This window comes from Burkholderia sp. FERM BP-3421, assembly GCF_028657905.1.
GTDB lineage: Bacteria > Pseudomonadota > Gammaproteobacteria > Burkholderiales > Burkholderiaceae > Burkholderia.
The window spans coordinates 2,692,621-2,707,757 of the sequence record NZ_CP117781.1; the positions used below are offsets into that span (position 1 = coordinate 2,692,621).

A 15,137-nucleotide genomic window follows, 5' to 3' on the forward strand; every position below is an offset into this window, starting at 1 on the left:
TGAGCATCAGCGCCGCGCGACCCCTCGATCGCGCGGGCGCCGTCCCGGTCCATCGTGCGCAACGAAGCGCCAGGATGTGAGTCGTCCGAATCAATTCGGTTCCTTTCGTTTCGCCGGCATCGCGATCGGGCGAAAAAAAGCCGGCTCGGGACAACGGCCATGACTCCGTCGTCGCGAACCGGCGGGCACGAAGGCACGAGGAGAATGTGCCGTGGATCGCGCCGTCAGAAAACCCCATCCGGGCGCCCCCGGATCAGAACTTCCACAACACGTTGCCGAGCACCGCGTTGTCGCGCCCGCCGCCGCCGTACTGGCCGCTGTACGTGAGGCCGAGCGTCAGGCGCTTGGTGAGGTTGGCGTCGACGCCGACCTCGAGCACCGCGCTCTCGCGTGCGATCGGCACGCCCGACACCTGGAAGGACGTTCCGCCGTTCGCGAACGTGAAGGTCGACGACGGCCGGATGTTGCCGAACGCATGCCGCCAGCCGACCATCGCGCGCGCGGTGACCGTCCTGCTCGCCACCACGCCGAGCTGCGTGGCCGCGCGCAGGCCGAGGGTCGAGAAGCCGATGTGGCTGGTCTCGCCGCCCGTCTGCAGCGCCGCCGCGCCGCCGGTTTCGGTATAGCCGTCGGTATGCACGCTCACGTACGCGAGGCCCGCGAACGGTTCGAGCGCGACCGGGCCGAGCGGCAGCGCGTAGCCGAACTCGCCGAACACCTGCGCGGCATTCGCGTCGTAGCCCGCCGAGTCGTGATCGGAGAAGCCCGCGAAGCCCGGGTAGCGGTCGCTGTTGATCCGGGACCAGGTATACGATGCGCCGCCCCGCACGCCGATCGGCCCGAACTGCGCACCGCCGTACAGCGACAGGTAGTAGCTGTTGACCGACGCCGACGAGCTTTCGCCGTTGTCGAGCGAGCTGAGCGTGACGCCCGCCGCGAGACCCGCGCGCACCTTTTCGTTGAGCGCCATGTCCGCGCCGGCAATGAAGCCCGTCATGCTGCGGTTGACGGTCGACGCATTGCCGTCGCCGTCGAGCCGGCTGCGGCCGCCGAACGCCTGCCCCCACACGACCGGCTGATACGGCGCGCCGCCGTAGCAGCCGTTGCGCGAACCGAGATGCGGCGGCTGCATCGCCCCGGCCGCGCCGGCGCCGTCGTCGCACAGCGCATCGCTCCCCGACGACAGCGCCGCGAGCGTCCCCGAGTCGGGCGCGAGACCCTGGCGGACCCGGTTGGTGACGGCGTCGCGCACATAGCCGCTGTCGACCAGCAGCATGCTCTTCAGGCTCGCCTGCAGTTCGCCGTCGAGCAGGCCGTACGCGCTGCGCGCGGTGGCCACGTCGGCGGTCAGCACCGCGTTGTACAGCGGATTGCCCGCGCCCAGCCCGCTGATCGCCGTCGCGACCGCACGCTGGTTCGGCGTCACCCCGACATCCTGGAACGTGGTGCCGTTCGACTCCAGTTGCAGGTACACGTGGGTCGGATCGTAGGTCAGCGTCGGCGACAGGAACGCATAGTTCGCGAGCACCTGGCTGAACGTCCCTTGCACCGACGCCGCATGCAGGATCGCGTAGGTCGTGTTCGGCTGGTAGGCGGCCTGGCTCGCGATCACCTGCACGGTGCCGCCGTTCAGCGTCGCCGCGCCGGTCGCCGCGAGGCTGCCGCTCTGCTGCGGCGTCGCCGCGACCTGCAGCGTCGAGCCCGGCTGGAACGTCACCGTGCCGGCCACGTTCAGCGCCGCGCCCGGCTGCGAGACGGCCGCCGTCGCGCCGTTCGCGACCACGAGCCCGCCGATCGTGCCGGTACCCGTCACCGTCGCGCCGCGCTGCACGTTGACGACCGAATTGGCGAGCGAGCCGCTCACGGCGAGCGTGCCCGCGCTGACGGTGGTCGGACCGCTCAGCGTGCTCGCGCCCGTCAGCGTCAGCTGCCCGCTGCCCGCCTGCGTCAGCGACCCCGTGCCCGAGATCGCGCCGCCGAACGACGTGCTGTCCGAACGGTCGAAGACCAGCGCGCCCGCGTTCGCCACGTTGCCCGCGAGGCTGCCCGAGGTGCCGCCGTTGCCGACCTGCAGCGCGCCGCCGCCGATGGTCGTGCCGCCCGCATAGGTGTTCGCGCCGGACAGGATCAGCGTGTCGCCGCCGCTCTTGGTCAGCGTGCCGCCGCCCGTCAGCGCGCCGCCATAGTTGCCGCCGCCCGTGACCGTGAGGCTGCCCGTGCCGGTGTCGAGCACGCCGCCCGTCGCCCCGCTGAGCCCGGGCAGCGTGAGCTGGGTGCTGCCGAGCGCGATGCTGCCGCCGTTCAGCGTGAGCCCGCCCGTGCCGAGCGCGCCGCTGTTGCCGAGCACGAGCGAACCGCTGTTGAGCACCGTGCCGCCCTGGAACGTGTTGCTGTTGTTCAGCGTCAGCGTGCTCTGGCCGTTCTTGACGAGACCGCCCACCCCCGACACCACGCCCGACAGCGTCAGGTTCGCGGTGCCGCCGATCGTCGTGCCGGCGTTCACCGTCACCGGGTTCGCGAGCGTCACCGCGGTCGTGGTGTCGATCGTGCTCGGCGCGTTGACCGTCAGCGCGCCGGTGCCGAGCGCGCCGTTGCCGCCGAGCACGAGCGCGCCGCCCGTGACCGTGGTGCCGCCCGCATAGGTGTTGTTGCCCGACAGCGTCTGCGTGCCCGTGCCGCTCTTCACGAGGCCGCCTCCACCGCCGATCGAGCCGGCGAACGCGGTGTTCCCCGCGCCCGCGAGCGTCAGCGGGTTCACGCCGAGCGACACGGTGCTGCCCGCGACTCCGGACAGCCCGCCGATGGTCTGCGCGCCGGCGCCGGGCGCGAGCGTGAAGCCCGTGCCCGCCGCGTTGAGGTCGACGGTGGTGGCGTTCGACAGGCTGCCGCCCGCGCCGATCACCAGATTGCCCGCGTTGATCGTGGTCGCGCCACCGTAGGTGTTCGCGCCCGTGAGCACGGTCGTGCCGCTGCCCTGCTTCGTGATCCCGCCCGTGCCGCTCAAGGCGCCGCCGAAGGTCTCGATCCCGCCGTCGCCGAACGTGAGCGTGTTGGCGCCGAGCGTGACGTTGGTGCCGCCGATGCCGGACAGCGCGCCGATCGTCTGGTTCGCGCCCGACGCGCCGATGTCGAGCGTCGCGCCGGCGCTCGTCAGGTTCACCGCGCCCGTCGCCGCGAGGCTGCCGCCCGCGCCGATCACCAGCTTGCCGGCGTTGATCGTCGTGCCGCCCGTGTAGGTGTTCGTGCCCGTCAGCGTCTGGGTGCCCGCGCCGATCTTCGTCAGCGAGCCCGTGCCCGTCAGCGCGCCGCCGAAGGTCGCACTGCCGCCGCCGTTGCCGAGCGCCAGCCCGTTCGCGCCGAGCGCCACCGTCGTCCCGCCCACGCCAGACAGCGCGCCGATCGTCGGGATCCCGCTCGCGCCGCTCAGGTCGAGCGTCGCACCCTGGGCGCTCAGGTTCACCGCGCCCGTCGCCGCGAGGCTGCCGTTCCCGCCGATCGCCAGCGTGCCGGCCGCGATCGTCGTGCCGCCCGTGTAGGTGTTGGCGCCCGTCAAGGTTTCCGTGCCCGGGCCGGCCTTCGTGAGGCCGCCCGCGCCGACGATCGCGCCGCTGAACGTGCCGCTCGTGGCCCCGCCGATCGTCAGCGCGTTGCCGCCCAGGTTGACGGTCGAGCCGCCCGCGCCGATCAGCGTGCCGATCGTCTGGCTCGCGGTCGCGCCGCTCAGGTCGAGCGTCGCGCTCCCGTTCGCGAGGTTCACCGTGCCCGTCGCCGCGAGGCTGCCGCCCCCGCCGATCGCCAGCGTGCCGGCGTTGATCGTCGTGCCGCCCGTATAGGCGTTCGCGCCCGTCAAGGTTTCCGTGCCGCTGCCCTGCTTCGTGATCCCGCCCGTGCCCGTGATCGCGCCGCCGAAGGTCTGGTTCGTGGCGTCGCCCAAGGTCAGGCCGTTGCTGCCGAGCGCCACCGTCGTGTTGGCTATGCCGGACAGCGCACCAATCGTCTGGTTCGCGCCCGCGCCGCTCAGGTCGAGCGTCGCGCCCGCGCCGCTCAGGCTTACCGTGCCGCCCGTCGCGAGGCTGCCGCCCGCGCCGAGCGCCAACGTGCCCTGCGCGATCGTCGTGCCGCCCGTATAGGTGTTCGCGCCCGTCAGCGTCTCCGTGCCCGCGCCCGCCTTGGTGAAGCCGCCCGTGCCGGAAATCACCCCGCCGAACGTGCCGTTCGCGCTGCCGCCCGCGGTCAGCGTGTTGCCGCCCAGGTTGACGCTCGAACCGGACGTGCCGTTCAGCGTGCCGATCGCCTGGTTGACGCCTGCGCTGATATCGAGCGCCGTGCCTGCGCCGTTCAGATTCACCGTCCCCGTCGCGGCGAGGCTGCCGCTCCCGCCGATCGCCAGCGTGCCGGCGTTGATCGTCGTGCCGCCCGTGTAGGTGTTCGCGCCCGTCAAGGTTGCCGTGCCGCTGCCCTGCTTCGTGATCCCGCCCGAGCCCGCGATCGCGCCGCCGAAGGTCTGGTTCGTGGCGTCGCCGAAGGTCAGGCCGTTGCCGCCGAGCGCCACCGCCGAGCCGGCCACCCCGGACAGCGCGCCGATCGTCTGGTTCGCCCCCGCTCCGCTGATGTCCAGCGTCGCGCCCGTGTTCGCGAGCGTCACCGCGCCCGTCGCCGCGAGGCTGCCGCCCAGGCCGAGCGCCAGCGTGCCGGCGTTGACCGTCGTGCCGCCCGTATAGGCGTTCGCGCCCGTCAAGGTTTCCGTGCCGCTGCCCTGCTTCGTGATCCCGCCCGTGCCCGTGATCGCGCCGCCGAAGGTCTGGTTCGTGGCGTCGCCCAAGGTCAGGCCGTTGCCGCCGAGCGCCACCGCCGAGCCGGCCACCCCGGACAGCGCGCCGATCGTCTGGTTCGCCCCCGCTCCGCTGATGTCCAGCGTCGCGCCCGTGTTCGCGAGCGTCACCGCGCCCGTCGCCGCGAGGCTGCCGCCCAGGCCGAGCGCCAGCGTGCCGGCGTTGACCGTCGTGCCGCCCGTGTAGGTGTTCGCGCCCGTCAAGGTTGCCGTGCCGCTGCCCTGCTTCGTGATCCCGCCCGAGCCCGCGATCGCGCCGCCGAAGGTCTGGTTCGTGGCGTCGCCGAAGGTCAGGCCGTTGCCGCCGAGCGCCACCGTCGAACCGGCCACCCCGGACAGCGCGCCGACCGTCTGGTTCACGCCCGCCCCGCTGATGTCGAAGGTCGCGCCCGCGCCTGCCAGGTTCACCGCGCTCGCCGGCGCAAGGCTGCCGCCTCCGCCGATCGCCAGCGTGCCGCTGTTGATCGTGGTCGGGCCCGTATAGGTGTTCGCGCCCGTCAGGGTGGTCGTGCCCGGGCCGTTCTTGGTGACGCCGCCCGCCCCCGACACCACGCCGGACAAGCCGAGGTTGTTGCTGCCGCCGAGCGTGAGCGTCGCGCCGTTGTTGATCCCGATGTTGTTGGCGACCGTCATGCCGGCGGTCGTGTCGAGCGTGGCCGCCCCGCCCACCGTCAGCGCGCCGGTGCCCAGCGCGTTGGCGTTGCCGAGCACGATCCCGCCGCTGTTCAGCGCCGTGCCGCCCGTATAGGTGTTCGGGCCCGACAGCGTGAGCGTGCCCGTGCCGTTCTGCGTGAGGCCGCCGCTGCCGCTGATCACGCCCGACAGCCCGAGATTGTTGCCGCCCTGCACCGTCAGCCCGCCGCCGTTGAGCGTGACGTTGTTGTTGAGATTGACGCCGGAGTTCGCGCTCTGGATCGCGCCGCCGTTGCCCGTGATGGTGCCGGTGCCGAGCCCCGCGTTGTTGTCGATGATCGCGACGCCGCCGTTCAGCGCTGCATTCGTCGCGCTCGACGCGCCGGTCAAGGTCCAGGTGCCGCTGCCGACCTGCAGGTTCTGGAAGTTGATGTAGCTGCCGTTGTTGATCGCACCCGTCGCCGGACCGCCGCTGTTCTGCTGCAGCACCAGCGTGTTGTTGCCGCCCGCGCCGCCGTCCACGGTGCCGGTGGCCGCGAGGCCGATCGTGACCGCGCCGATCCCGAGGTTCAGCTGCACCCCGGTGCCACCGGCGGTGTTCACGGACGACCCGGTGGTGGCGGTAAATGTGTTGGTGCTGTTCGCCCCCATCGACACGCTGCCGTTGATGGTGCCGGAGTTGGTGAAGGTGTTGCCCGTGCCCGGCGTGCCGGACGCCTGCATCCCGACGCGCCCCGTGATCGTGCCGCTGTTGTTGATGTTGACCTGCCCGCCGCCGTACGCAGCCACGACAGGCGCGTCCGCGCCGACCAGGGTCGCGCCGATGAGCGGGTTCGAACCGATGACGCCGGTATTGGTGATGTTGGTGGTGCCGCCCGTGCCGTTCTGCACGCCGAGCGCCATCCCGGTGACGCCCGACAGCGCGACACCCGTCGCGCCGTTCATCGTGCCGTTGTTGGTGACGGTCGTCGTGCCCGCCGACGCATTGCCGATCAAGGCGCCGCTCGACAGCACGCCGAGCCCGGTGCCGAGCGCGGACGGATCGATAGTGCCGTTGTTGGTCAGCGTGTTGTTGCTGCCCTGGAGCGACAGCGCGGTGCCGCCGACGCCGAGCAGCACGCCGAGGCTCGCGCCGTTGTTGACGGTGACGTTCAGACCGCTGCCGGCGTTCGAGTAGCTCGGCGCCAGCGGGTTCGCCACGCCGGAGCAGTTCACCGTGGGACCCGCGCTGCTGCACACCGCATACGCGGGAACGATTCCCGCGCCCGCCAATGCGCAGAACACGCCCACGGCGGGCACGAATTTCGGAATTTCTTGATTTTTTTCACGGCGAATACGGCCCATTTTTCACCTCGTCATGGATTTAAAACGGTCAACAATGCAACGGATTTTTGATTCAAATCATTTTTTCGATGCAGAGCACCATTCGTATTGATGGCGAAATTCTTTTTATGAAACGTTTCCGGTTTCGGGCAACAACTATCCCTGCCGGGCGAAAGCAGCATGAGGCCGGGCGGGAGAATCTGATGACGCAATGGAACAGCGGCGGGAACGGCCTTACAGAAGCATTCCGGACACCCCCTCATGAGAGCAAATCCGACTGCATTAACTTTTGGTTTATAGGCAGCTGACGAAAAGGCTAGGACAAAGATCTACGATTTGCAAAATCAAACCGATTCCGATCGATAAAAATAATAGATATTGATAAAACTGCGCGCGCAGCGGCGAGATTTTCGGAAATCGATGCAATGGATGCCGGGCCGGGCGGCGACGCGCGGCAAGGGAAGGGAAAGGGGGCGACGGGCAGTTGCCAACGGGCGGCCGGCGACGGGCGTCAGTCGGCCTGGGCGCGCTCCAGCAGCAGCGCGCGCTCGCGGGCGTTGCCGGTCAGCTCGGCGGCGCGCAGAAACGCCTGCCGCGCCTCGGCATGGCGGCCGAGCCGGGCCAGCAGGTCGCCGCGCACGCTCGGCAGCCACGGATAGCGCGCGAGCGCCGGATCGTCGGCCAGGGCGTCGACGAGCGCGAGCGCGGCCGCCGGTCCGGCGAGCATCCCGATCGCGACCGCGCGGTTGAGCTCGACCACCGGCGACGGCGCGACCTGCGCGAGCGTCTCGTACAGCGCGACGATGCGCGCCCAGTCGGTCTCCGCCATGCTGGATGCGCGCGCATGACAGGCGGCCAGCGCCGCCTGCAGCGCATACGGGCCGCGCGCGCCGCCGAGCGCCTCGGCGCGGGCGAGCGACGCCAGCCCGCGGCGGATCAGCAGCGGGTCCCAGCGGCCGCGATCCTGGTCCGCGAGCAGCACCGGCCGGCCTTGCGCATCCGCGCGCGCGGGCAGGCGCGACGCCTGGAGTTCCAGCAGCGCCGCCAGCCCGTGCGCCTCGCTCTCGTCCGGCGCGAGCCCGACCAGCACGCGGACGAGCCGCAACGCCTCGTCGCACAGCGCGGGACGCGTCCAGTCGTCGCCCGCCGTCGCCGCGTAGCCTTCGTTGAAGATCAGGTAGATGACCGCGAGCACCGATGCGAGCCGCGCCGCGCGCTCGTCGGCGGGCGGGACCTCGAACGGCACGCGCGCGGCGCTCAACGTGCGCTTCGCGCGCACGATGCGCTGCGCGATCGTGGGCTCGGGCGTGAGGAACGCGCGCGCGATCTCGCCCGTCGTCAGGCCGCCCAGGAGCCGCAACGTGAGCGCGACCCGCGCCTCGGTCGACAGCACCGGATGACAGGCGATGAAGATCAGCCGCAGCAGGTCGTCGCCGATATCGTCCTCGCGCGCGGCGTCGAGCGCGGCGACGAAGTCGGGCACGACGTGAGTTCCGAGCGCGTCCAGCTCCAGCCCGTGCGCATCGCGCTTGCGCGCGTGCAGGGCCTCCTGGCGCAGCCAGTCGAGCGCGCGTCGTTTCGCGGTCGTCATGAGCCACGCGCCCGGACGCTCGGGCACGCCCTCGCGCGGCCAGTGCTCGAGCGCCGCCACCAGCGCGTCCTGCGCCAGTTCCTCGGCCACCCCCACGTCGCGCACGAAGCGCGTGACGTGCGCGATGACGCGCGCGGACTCGATCCGCCAGACGGCTTCGATCGCACGATGAGTCAGCGTGGCGCTCACGCGGCTTCCCGACCGATCTCGTGACGGCAAGCCGCGCCGCGCGAAGGACGCGCGCGCCTCAACGATTGCCCTCGAGGTCGCCCTCGATGCCGCGGAAACGCTCGACCGCGGGACTGGGCTCGAAGTCGTCCAGCGTGAACAGCTGGCGCACCTCGATCGTGCCTGCCGCGTGCTCGCCGAACGGCGCGGGGAAGCGGCGCGTCCATTCGAGCGCCTCTTCGCGCGAGCGCACCTCGATCAGCGTATAGCCCGCGATCAGTTCCTTCGTCTCCGCGAACGGGCCGTCGACGACCGTGCCCTTGCCGCCCTCGTAGTGAATGCGCCAGCCGTCGGACGACGGCCGCAGGCCGGTGGCGTCGAGCAGCACGCCCGCCTTCGCGAGTTCCTCGTGATAGGACGCCATCGCGGCAATCAGGGATTCGTCCGGCATCACGCCGGCTTCGCTGCTGGCGGTCGCATGGACCATGATCATGAATCGCATTGCTGGCTCCTTGTCTGCCAAAGTGAACGTGAACGGACGCCGCGAACCGGCGCCTTGTTCCTACGACGCGCGATGTCACCCGGGTTCGACATCCCGCGCGTCGAACCCGGGGAAAACCCCTAGCATGCGACCGGGGCAGCGCGGCTCAGAGGAAGCACGGGCCGACCTCGCGCACTTCGACCGTGCACCACTCGGCGGCCGGACAGGCCTTCGCGATCGCGAGCGCCTCGTCCTCGGTGTCGACATCGAGCAGGAAGAAGCCGCCGATCATCTCCTTCGCCTCGGCGAACGGACCGTCGAGCAGTTGCGTCTCGCCCTGGCGGACCCGCACGCGGGTCGCCTGATCGGCCGAGACCAGCGACTCGACCGCGCGCAGAACCCCGCGTGCGCGCAGCGCGTCGGCGAAGCGGGCCATGCGCGCGTACAACGCCTCGCCTTCCTCGCGGGTGCGCGTCGCGCGTTGGTCCGTCGGTTCGACGATCAGCAACAGGTAGGACATGGAGCGCTCCGGTGAAATGGCATACGGCCGCGCACGCGCGCGGCCCGGCACAACCGCGCTCGCATTGTGAGCCGGGACGCGGCGCGGGTCCACCCGGGTGCGCCCCGGTTGGTTGGGTTCGGCGCGGGTTCGGCTCGGGTTCGGCTCGGGTTCGGCCTGGGTTCGGCCTGGGTTCGGCCTGGGTTCGGCCTGGGTTCGGCCTGGGTTCGGCCTGGGTTCGGCTCAAGCGCGGCGACCTGAGCGGCGTGCGCGCCACGCAGCCCAGGCCGCCCCTGTCAGCAGCCCCGCGACGTGCCCCTGCGCGATCACCGGCCCGCCGAGCCACGTCGCTTCCGCGCGCGGCGTGCCGGCGACGAGCTGCCAGCCGACCCGCGCGACGATCGCGAGCGGCGCCAACCACAGCACGGGATCACGACGCGCATACGGCCACAGCGCGAGCATCGCGAGGCCGTACACGACGCCCGACAGCCCGACATAGCGCGCCACCTCCGGCGCGCCGAGCCATAGCAGCGTCCCGCAGCCCGCGGCCAGCCCGCCGAGCGTCACGAACGCGCGGCCGCGCGCGGCGAGCACGCTCGCGCACAGCGCGACGCAAGCGACGTTGAGCAGGCAGTGCGCCCAGCCCAGATGCACGAAATGCCCGGTGACGAGCCGCCAGACCTCGCCCGTCGCGATCGCGACGCGGTCATAGGCGAGCGCATCCCGCACCCGCGCGGGCAGCGCCTGCAGCATGATCGGCAGCAGCGCCGCGACGCCCCAGCCCGCGCGCGGCGCAAGCCAGGTCGAGGCGACGGCGTCGGCATCGACGGGCGGGAGCAAGGAACGATTCATGTGCGCGCAGGAAAACATGGCCGAATGACCGGTTGATGTCCGAATCTTACATACGCCTGTCATCATGCTTTCCTAGTCTTTCGGAATGCCCACTCATCGGACCCGCCCATGCGCCCGCTGCCCTCTCTCTTGATCGTGCTGTCGCTGCTCGCCGCCGGCCCGGCCGGCGCCGCCCCGCTTCCCGCCTGTGGCGGCGGCGCGACGCTGCTCGCCGACATCCAGGCCGGCGCCGGGCCCTCGCCGCTCGCCGGCCAGACCGTGTCGATCGAAGCCGTGGTGACCGCCGACTACGGCGGCGCCGACGGCTTCGGCGGCTTCTTCGTCCAGCAGGCCGACGCCCAGCGCCAGCATCGGCCCGGCGTCTCGGAAGGCTTGTTCGTCTACGCGCCGAAGCTGCGCGCGAACGCGGGCGATCTCGTCCGCGTGAGCGGCAAGGTCGAGGAAAAATTCGGGCAGACCCAGCTCACGCTGTCGGGCGGCATCGCGGTATGCGCGAGCGGCCAGACCGTCACGCCCGCGACGCTCACGCTGCCGGTCGCCGATCCGTCGACCTTCGCGGCATACGAAGGCATGCTCGTGCGGCTGCCGCAGAAGCTGACCGTGAGCGAGGTCTACGAACTCGGCCGCTACGGCAGCGTGCTGCTCAGCAACGGCCGGCTGCGCAACCCGACCAACGTCGCGCCGCCCGCACAGGCAAAGGCGCAGGCCGACGCGAACGCGCTCAACCGCCTGGTGCTCGACGACGGCTCCAACAAGTCCAACCCTGCATCCGTGCCGTATCCCGCGCCGGGCTTCAGCGCGCCCAACACGCTGCGCGCGGGCTACACGGTCAGCGGCGTCGAGGGCGTGCTCGAAATGCGCTACAGCGCGTGGCGGCTGCAGCCGGTGCCCGGCGCGCCCGCGCCGAGCTTCGACGCAGCCTCGAACCCGCGCGCCGCGGCGCCCGCGCGCGCGCCGAACGCCGACCTGCGGGTCGCGTCGTTCAACGTGCTCAACTACTTCAACGGCGACGGCAAGGGCGGCGGCTTCAAGGATCCGAACAATCGCGGCGCGCAGTCGGCGGAAGAATTCGAGCGGCAGGAAACCAAGATTCTCGCCGCGCTGCGCGGGCTCGACGCGGACGTGATCGGCCTCATGGAGATCGCCAACAACGGCTACGGCGAACTGGGCGCGGTGCGCCAGCTCGCGGCCAGACTGGGCGACGGCTGGCGCGTGGTCGACCCGGGGCTGCCGAAGCTCGGCGGCGACGCGATCGCGGTCGCGCTGATCTACAACAGCCGCGCGGTCGAGCCGGTCGGCCGCCCCGCGACGCTCGACATCGACAACAAGAACCGCCAGCCGCTCGCGCAGACCTTCCGCCGCATCGGCGGCGCGCGCGGCGTGACGATCGCGGTCAATCACCTGAAGTCGAAGAACTGCCCGGACGCGGCCGGCGACGATCTCGACCAGGGCGACGGCCAGGGCTGCTGGAACGCCACCCGCGTGCGGGCGGCAGGCAAGCTGGCCGACTGGCTGGCCGGCAACCCGACGGGCGCATCCGCCGACGGCGTGCTGCTGATCGGCGATCTCAACAGCTATGCGAAGGAAGACCCGGTCCGCCTGCTCGAAGGGCGCGGCTACGTGAACCTCGTCGCGCGGTTCGTGGGCGATTCGGCCTACAGCTACGTGTACAACGGCGAGGCCGGCTACATCGATCACGCGCTCGCCTCGCCGACGCTCGCGGCGCGCGTCGCCTCGGTCAACGAATGGCACATCAACGCCGACGAGCCGATCGCGCTGCAGTACACGTTCAGCTACAAAAGCAAGGAGCAGCGCGACACCTACTACGCGGCGGATGCGTATCGCTCGTCCGACCACGACCCCGTGCTGATCGACCTCGCGCTCGCCGATCCGCCGTCCGCGGAAGTGCGCGCCGGCACGGGCGGCGGCGCGGCCGAGTCGGGCGGCGGCGCGCTGGACCCGTGGTTCCTGCTGCTCGCGGGCACGGGCGCGGCGCTCGTGTTCGCGCGCCGCGCGCGGCGGCGCTGACGCGCGGCCGGGCTGCGTTTGATTGGGCTGCATTTGGCCGGATCACACTTGATCAAGTCACGCTTGATCAGGCCGCGCTTAGTTGGGGCCCGCTTGACCGGTCCGCGCCCGGCCCCTCCCGGCGCGTCACGCTCGTCACGCGCGCGGCAGCATCAACGTGAAGGTGCTGCCCGCGTCTTCCGCACTCTCGACGAGCAGGTCGCCGCCGTGCGATTCGGCCACGAGGCGCGCGACATACAGCCCGATCCCGCTGCCGCTCTTCTTGGTCGAATAGTGCAGGCGGAAGATGTCGTCGAGCATCTCGGCGGGCATGCCCTTGCCCGTGTCGGCGATCTCGACCGTCGCGCTGGCGTCGGTCGACGCGGTCGTCACGGTCAGCGTGCCGCCCTCCGGCATCGCCTCGATCGCGTTGTTGAGGATGTTCAGCACCGCCTGCTTCAGCCGGTCCGGATAGCCGTTGACCCAGATCGCGTCGCTGCCGAGCCGGTTCACGGGCTTCACGCCGCGCGACTCCGCATACGGATGAACCAGCTTCGTCACCTGCTCGACCAGCAGCACCAGATCGAACGAGGTCTGCTGGCTGACGGGCGGCCGGGTTTCCTCGATCAGTTCGTTCAGGAGTCCGTTCAGGCGCTTCAGCTCGCTGACGATCACGTCGACGTGCTCGCGCGCCGGCCCGGTGTCGCCGCCGCTCTCGTCAAGCGCCGTCTGCAGCAGATGGCAGTTCAGCGACAGCGCATTGAGCGGCGCGCGGATCTCGTGGGTGGCCGACGCGAAGCGCTTGACCAGGTTGCGCATCTGCGACGCCTGCACGAGGTCCGCTTCGAGGATGTCGCCCGCGTGCTTGGCCTTCAGCAGCACGAGGAAGCCGTTGCCGTCGTCCTCGTCGAGCCGGTAGGCCTCCACGCGCAGCGGGATCGGCTGGTCGTCGTGCCGGCCCACCAGTTGCGCGCGCAACGGCGCGCCGCCGCTCTCCATCGCGACCAGCCGCCCGCGCAGCTCGTCCGACAGGCAGGCGGACCACGCGTCGGCCGCATCCGCCTCGCCGCGCGCGCCGATCAGATCGAGCGCGGCGGGATTCGCGAACTCGACCTCCGCGTGCTCGTCGAGCAGCATCGCGCCGACATTGAGCACCTGGCTCAGCGCCGAGAAGCGGCCGCGGATCGAGCGGCTCGGGTTGCGCCACAACGCGGTGGATTCAGGCTTGCCGGTCATTCCCGTGATTCCAGGTCGAAGCTCTTGAGCTTGTTGTAGAGGGTCTTCACGCTGATCCCGAGCATCGACGCGGCGCGCGTGCGCACCCCGTCGGACGCCGCCATCGCCGCCTCGATCAGCTGCCGCTCGGCATCCGCGAGCGGCGTGCCGGCCGGAATCAGCGCGGCGTTCGCGGGCATCGCGGCCGGCGCGGCCGTCGTCTCGGGCGCGAGGTTCGTCGGATCGAACTCGATCGCCTCGATCACCTCGTCGGCGAGGATGTACGCGCGCTGCACGATGTTGCGCAACTCGCGCACGTTGCCGGGCCAGCCATGCGTCGCGAGCCGCGCGAGCGCCGTCGCCGAGAAATGCTTCGTGGTGCGTTCGGTCTCGTTGAGCATGTCGAGGAAACGCTGCGCGAGCAGCGCGAGGTCGTCGCCACGCGCGCGCAGCGGCGGCAGCAGCACCGGAAACGTGTTGAGGCGGTGATACAGGTCGAGCCGCAGCACGTTGTCGCGCACCGCGCGCTCGGGCTCGCGGTTGGTCGCCGAGATCAGCCGGAAATCCGCGTTCAGCGTCTCCTTGCCGCCGACCCGGTGGAACGTGCGGGTTTCGAGGATGCGCAGCAGCTTGACCTGCTGGTCGGCCGGCATCTCGGTGATTTCATCAAGAAACAGCGTGCCGCCCGCCGCCTGCTCGAACAGGCCGGCGTGCGCGTGGGTCGCGCCGGTGAACGCGCCGCGCTCGTGGCCGAACAGCGCGCTCTCGATCAGGTTCGCGGCGATCGCGCCGCAGTTCAGCGCGACGAACGGCCCCTTCGCGCGGCGGCTCAGCTGATGCACGGTGCGCGCGGCCACTTCCTTGCCAGTGCCGCTCTCGCCGCAGATGAACACGTTCGCCTCGGTCGGCGCGACCCGGCCCAGGTGGTCGTAGACCTTCTGCATCGCGGGCGAGCGGCCCACCATCTCGCCGAAGCGCCCCATGTCGCGCAATGTGCGGCGCAGGGTCTCGACCTCGGCATGCAGGTCGCCCGTGCGCGGTACGCGCGCGAGCAGATTGCGCAGCCGCGTGACGTCCACCGGCTTGTCGAGGTAGTCCCACACGCCGAGCCGCAGGCTCTCGACCGCGGTCTCGAGCGTCGCATTGCCGGTCATCACGACCACCGGCACGCTGCGCCCCGGCGCGAACTCGGGCAATTCGGGCAACAGGTCGAGGCCCAGCCCGTCGGGCAGGTTCACGTCGACCAGCACGATGTCGGGCACGGTCTTGTTCAGGCATGCGCGCGCCTGGGCGAGGTCGGCGGCTTCGTCGGTCGAGAAGCCGTCTTTCTGCGCGATGCGCGTGAGCGCGCGCAGGCTGTTCGGATCGTCTTCGATGATGAGGGCGTGAGGCATGGGCGTGAAAGTCAGGCTCGGGTTCGTCGAGCGCGGGCGACGGTCGCCCGCGCGGAAACATCGGCAGAAGCACGACGGATGCCAGCCCCGCTCTCCGCCGTGCGCCGAAGGTAGCATGGAACCCGCCCGGGCTCGCGTGCGCG

Annotated in this window: 9 protein-coding genes; 2 read left to right on the forward strand and 7 right to left on the reverse strand. The window is 71.0% G+C overall.

Annotated elements, in window-relative coordinates; genetic code table 11:
• Nucleotides 1–253: 253 nt before the first annotated feature.
• Entirely contained in the window at nucleotides 254–6,808 is a 6,555-nt protein-coding gene (locus Bsp3421_RS14745; protein ID WP_273996679.1) for an autotransporter-associated beta strand repeat-containing protein, read from the reverse strand.
• A 68-nt stretch (nucleotides 6,809–6,876) separates the two neighbouring features.
• On the opposite strand from Bsp3421_RS14745, the gene Bsp3421_RS14750 reads away from it, so the two are divergent.
• Nucleotides 6,877–7,095 (forward strand): hypothetical protein, encoded by a 219-nt coding sequence (locus Bsp3421_RS14750; protein ID WP_273996680.1) that lies wholly within the window; start codon nucleotides 6,877–6,879, stop codon nucleotides 7,093–7,095.
• Between the two features lie 203 nt (nucleotides 7,096–7,298).
• Here Bsp3421_RS14750 and Bsp3421_RS14755 read toward each other — a convergent pair whose 3' ends face one another.
• The 4 genes from Bsp3421_RS14755 to rrtA all read right to left on the reverse strand — a co-directional run bounded on the left by Bsp3421_RS14755 (nucleotide 7,299) and on the right by rrtA (nucleotide 10,378).
• Nucleotides 7,299–8,567, reverse strand: coding sequence for an RNA polymerase sigma factor (locus Bsp3421_RS14755; protein ID WP_273996681.1), 1,269 nt, complete (start codon nucleotides 8,565–8,567; stop codon nucleotides 7,299–7,301).
• Nucleotides 8,568–8,625: 58 nt separating this feature from the next.
• Entirely contained in the window at nucleotides 8,626–9,048 is a 423-nt protein-coding gene (locus Bsp3421_RS14760) for a YciI family protein (RefSeq protein WP_273996682.1), read from the reverse strand.
• Nucleotides 9,049–9,193: 145 nt separating this feature from the next.
• Nucleotides 9,194–9,547: a YciI family protein gene (locus Bsp3421_RS14765; RefSeq protein ID WP_273996683.1), complete on the reverse strand. Its 354-nt coding sequence runs from the start codon at nucleotides 9,545–9,547 to the stop codon at nucleotides 9,194–9,196.
• Between the two features lie 222 nt (nucleotides 9,548–9,769).
• Complete coding sequence (gene rrtA / locus Bsp3421_RS14770; protein ID WP_273996684.1) at nucleotides 9,770–10,378, reverse strand: rhombosortase; 609 nt, start codon at nucleotides 10,376–10,378, stop codon at nucleotides 9,770–9,772.
• A gap of 108 nt (nucleotides 10,379–10,486) precedes the next feature.
• On the opposite strand from rrtA, the gene Bsp3421_RS14775 reads away from it, so the two are divergent.
• On the forward strand, nucleotides 10,487–12,406 hold the full coding sequence (locus tag Bsp3421_RS14775; RefSeq protein ID WP_273996685.1) for an ExeM/NucH family extracellular endonuclease: 1,920 nt from the start codon (nucleotides 10,487–10,489) through the stop codon (nucleotides 12,404–12,406).
• Nucleotides 12,407–12,541: 135 nt separating this feature from the next.
• Here the strand turns inward: Bsp3421_RS14775 and Bsp3421_RS14780 are convergent, their stop codons facing one another.
• The gene (locus Bsp3421_RS14780) at nucleotides 12,542–13,621 is read right to left on the reverse strand and encodes a two-component system sensor histidine kinase NtrB (RefSeq protein ID WP_273996686.1); all 1,080 of its coding nucleotides are present in this window, start codon (nucleotides 13,619–13,621) and stop codon (nucleotides 12,542–12,544) included.
• Nucleotides 13,618–14,994 (reverse strand): sigma-54-dependent transcriptional regulator, encoded by a 1,377-nt coding sequence (locus tag Bsp3421_RS14785; protein ID WP_273996687.1) that lies wholly within the window; start codon nucleotides 14,992–14,994, stop codon nucleotides 13,618–13,620. Before Bsp3421_RS14785 ends, Bsp3421_RS14780 begins: the two co-directional genes overlap by 4 nt.
• Between the last annotated feature and the right edge of the window lie 143 nt (nucleotides 14,995–15,137).

Coding starts and splice junctions, on each gene's coding strand:
- Bsp3421_RS14750 (WP_273996680.1), top strand. CDS start 6,877: ATGCAGAGCACCATTCGTATTGATGGCGAAATTCTTTTTATGAAACGT.
- Bsp3421_RS14780 (WP_273996686.1), bottom strand. CDS start 13,621: ATGACCGGCAAGCCTGAATCCACCGCGTTGTGGCGCAACCCGAGCCGC.
- Bsp3421_RS14775 (WP_273996685.1), top strand. CDS start 10,487: ATGCGCCCGCTGCCCTCTCTCTTGATCGTGCTGTCGCTGCTCGCCGCC.
- Bsp3421_RS14765 (WP_273996683.1), bottom strand. CDS start 9,547: ATGTCCTACCTGTTGCTGATCGTCGAACCGACGGACCAACGCGCGACG.
- Bsp3421_RS14760 (WP_273996682.1), bottom strand. CDS start 9,048: ATGCGATTCATGATCATGGTCCATGCGACCGCCAGCAGCGAAGCCGGC.
- Bsp3421_RS14785 (WP_273996687.1), bottom strand. CDS start 14,994: ATGCCTCACGCCCTCATCATCGAAGACGATCCGAACAGCCTGCGCGCG.
- rrtA (WP_273996684.1), bottom strand. CDS start 10,378: ATGAATCGTTCCTTGCTCCCGCCCGTCGATGCCGACGCCGTCGCCTCG.
- Bsp3421_RS14745 (WP_273996679.1), bottom strand. CDS start 6,808: ATGGGCCGTATTCGCCGTGAAAAAAATCAAGAAATTCCGAAATTCGTG.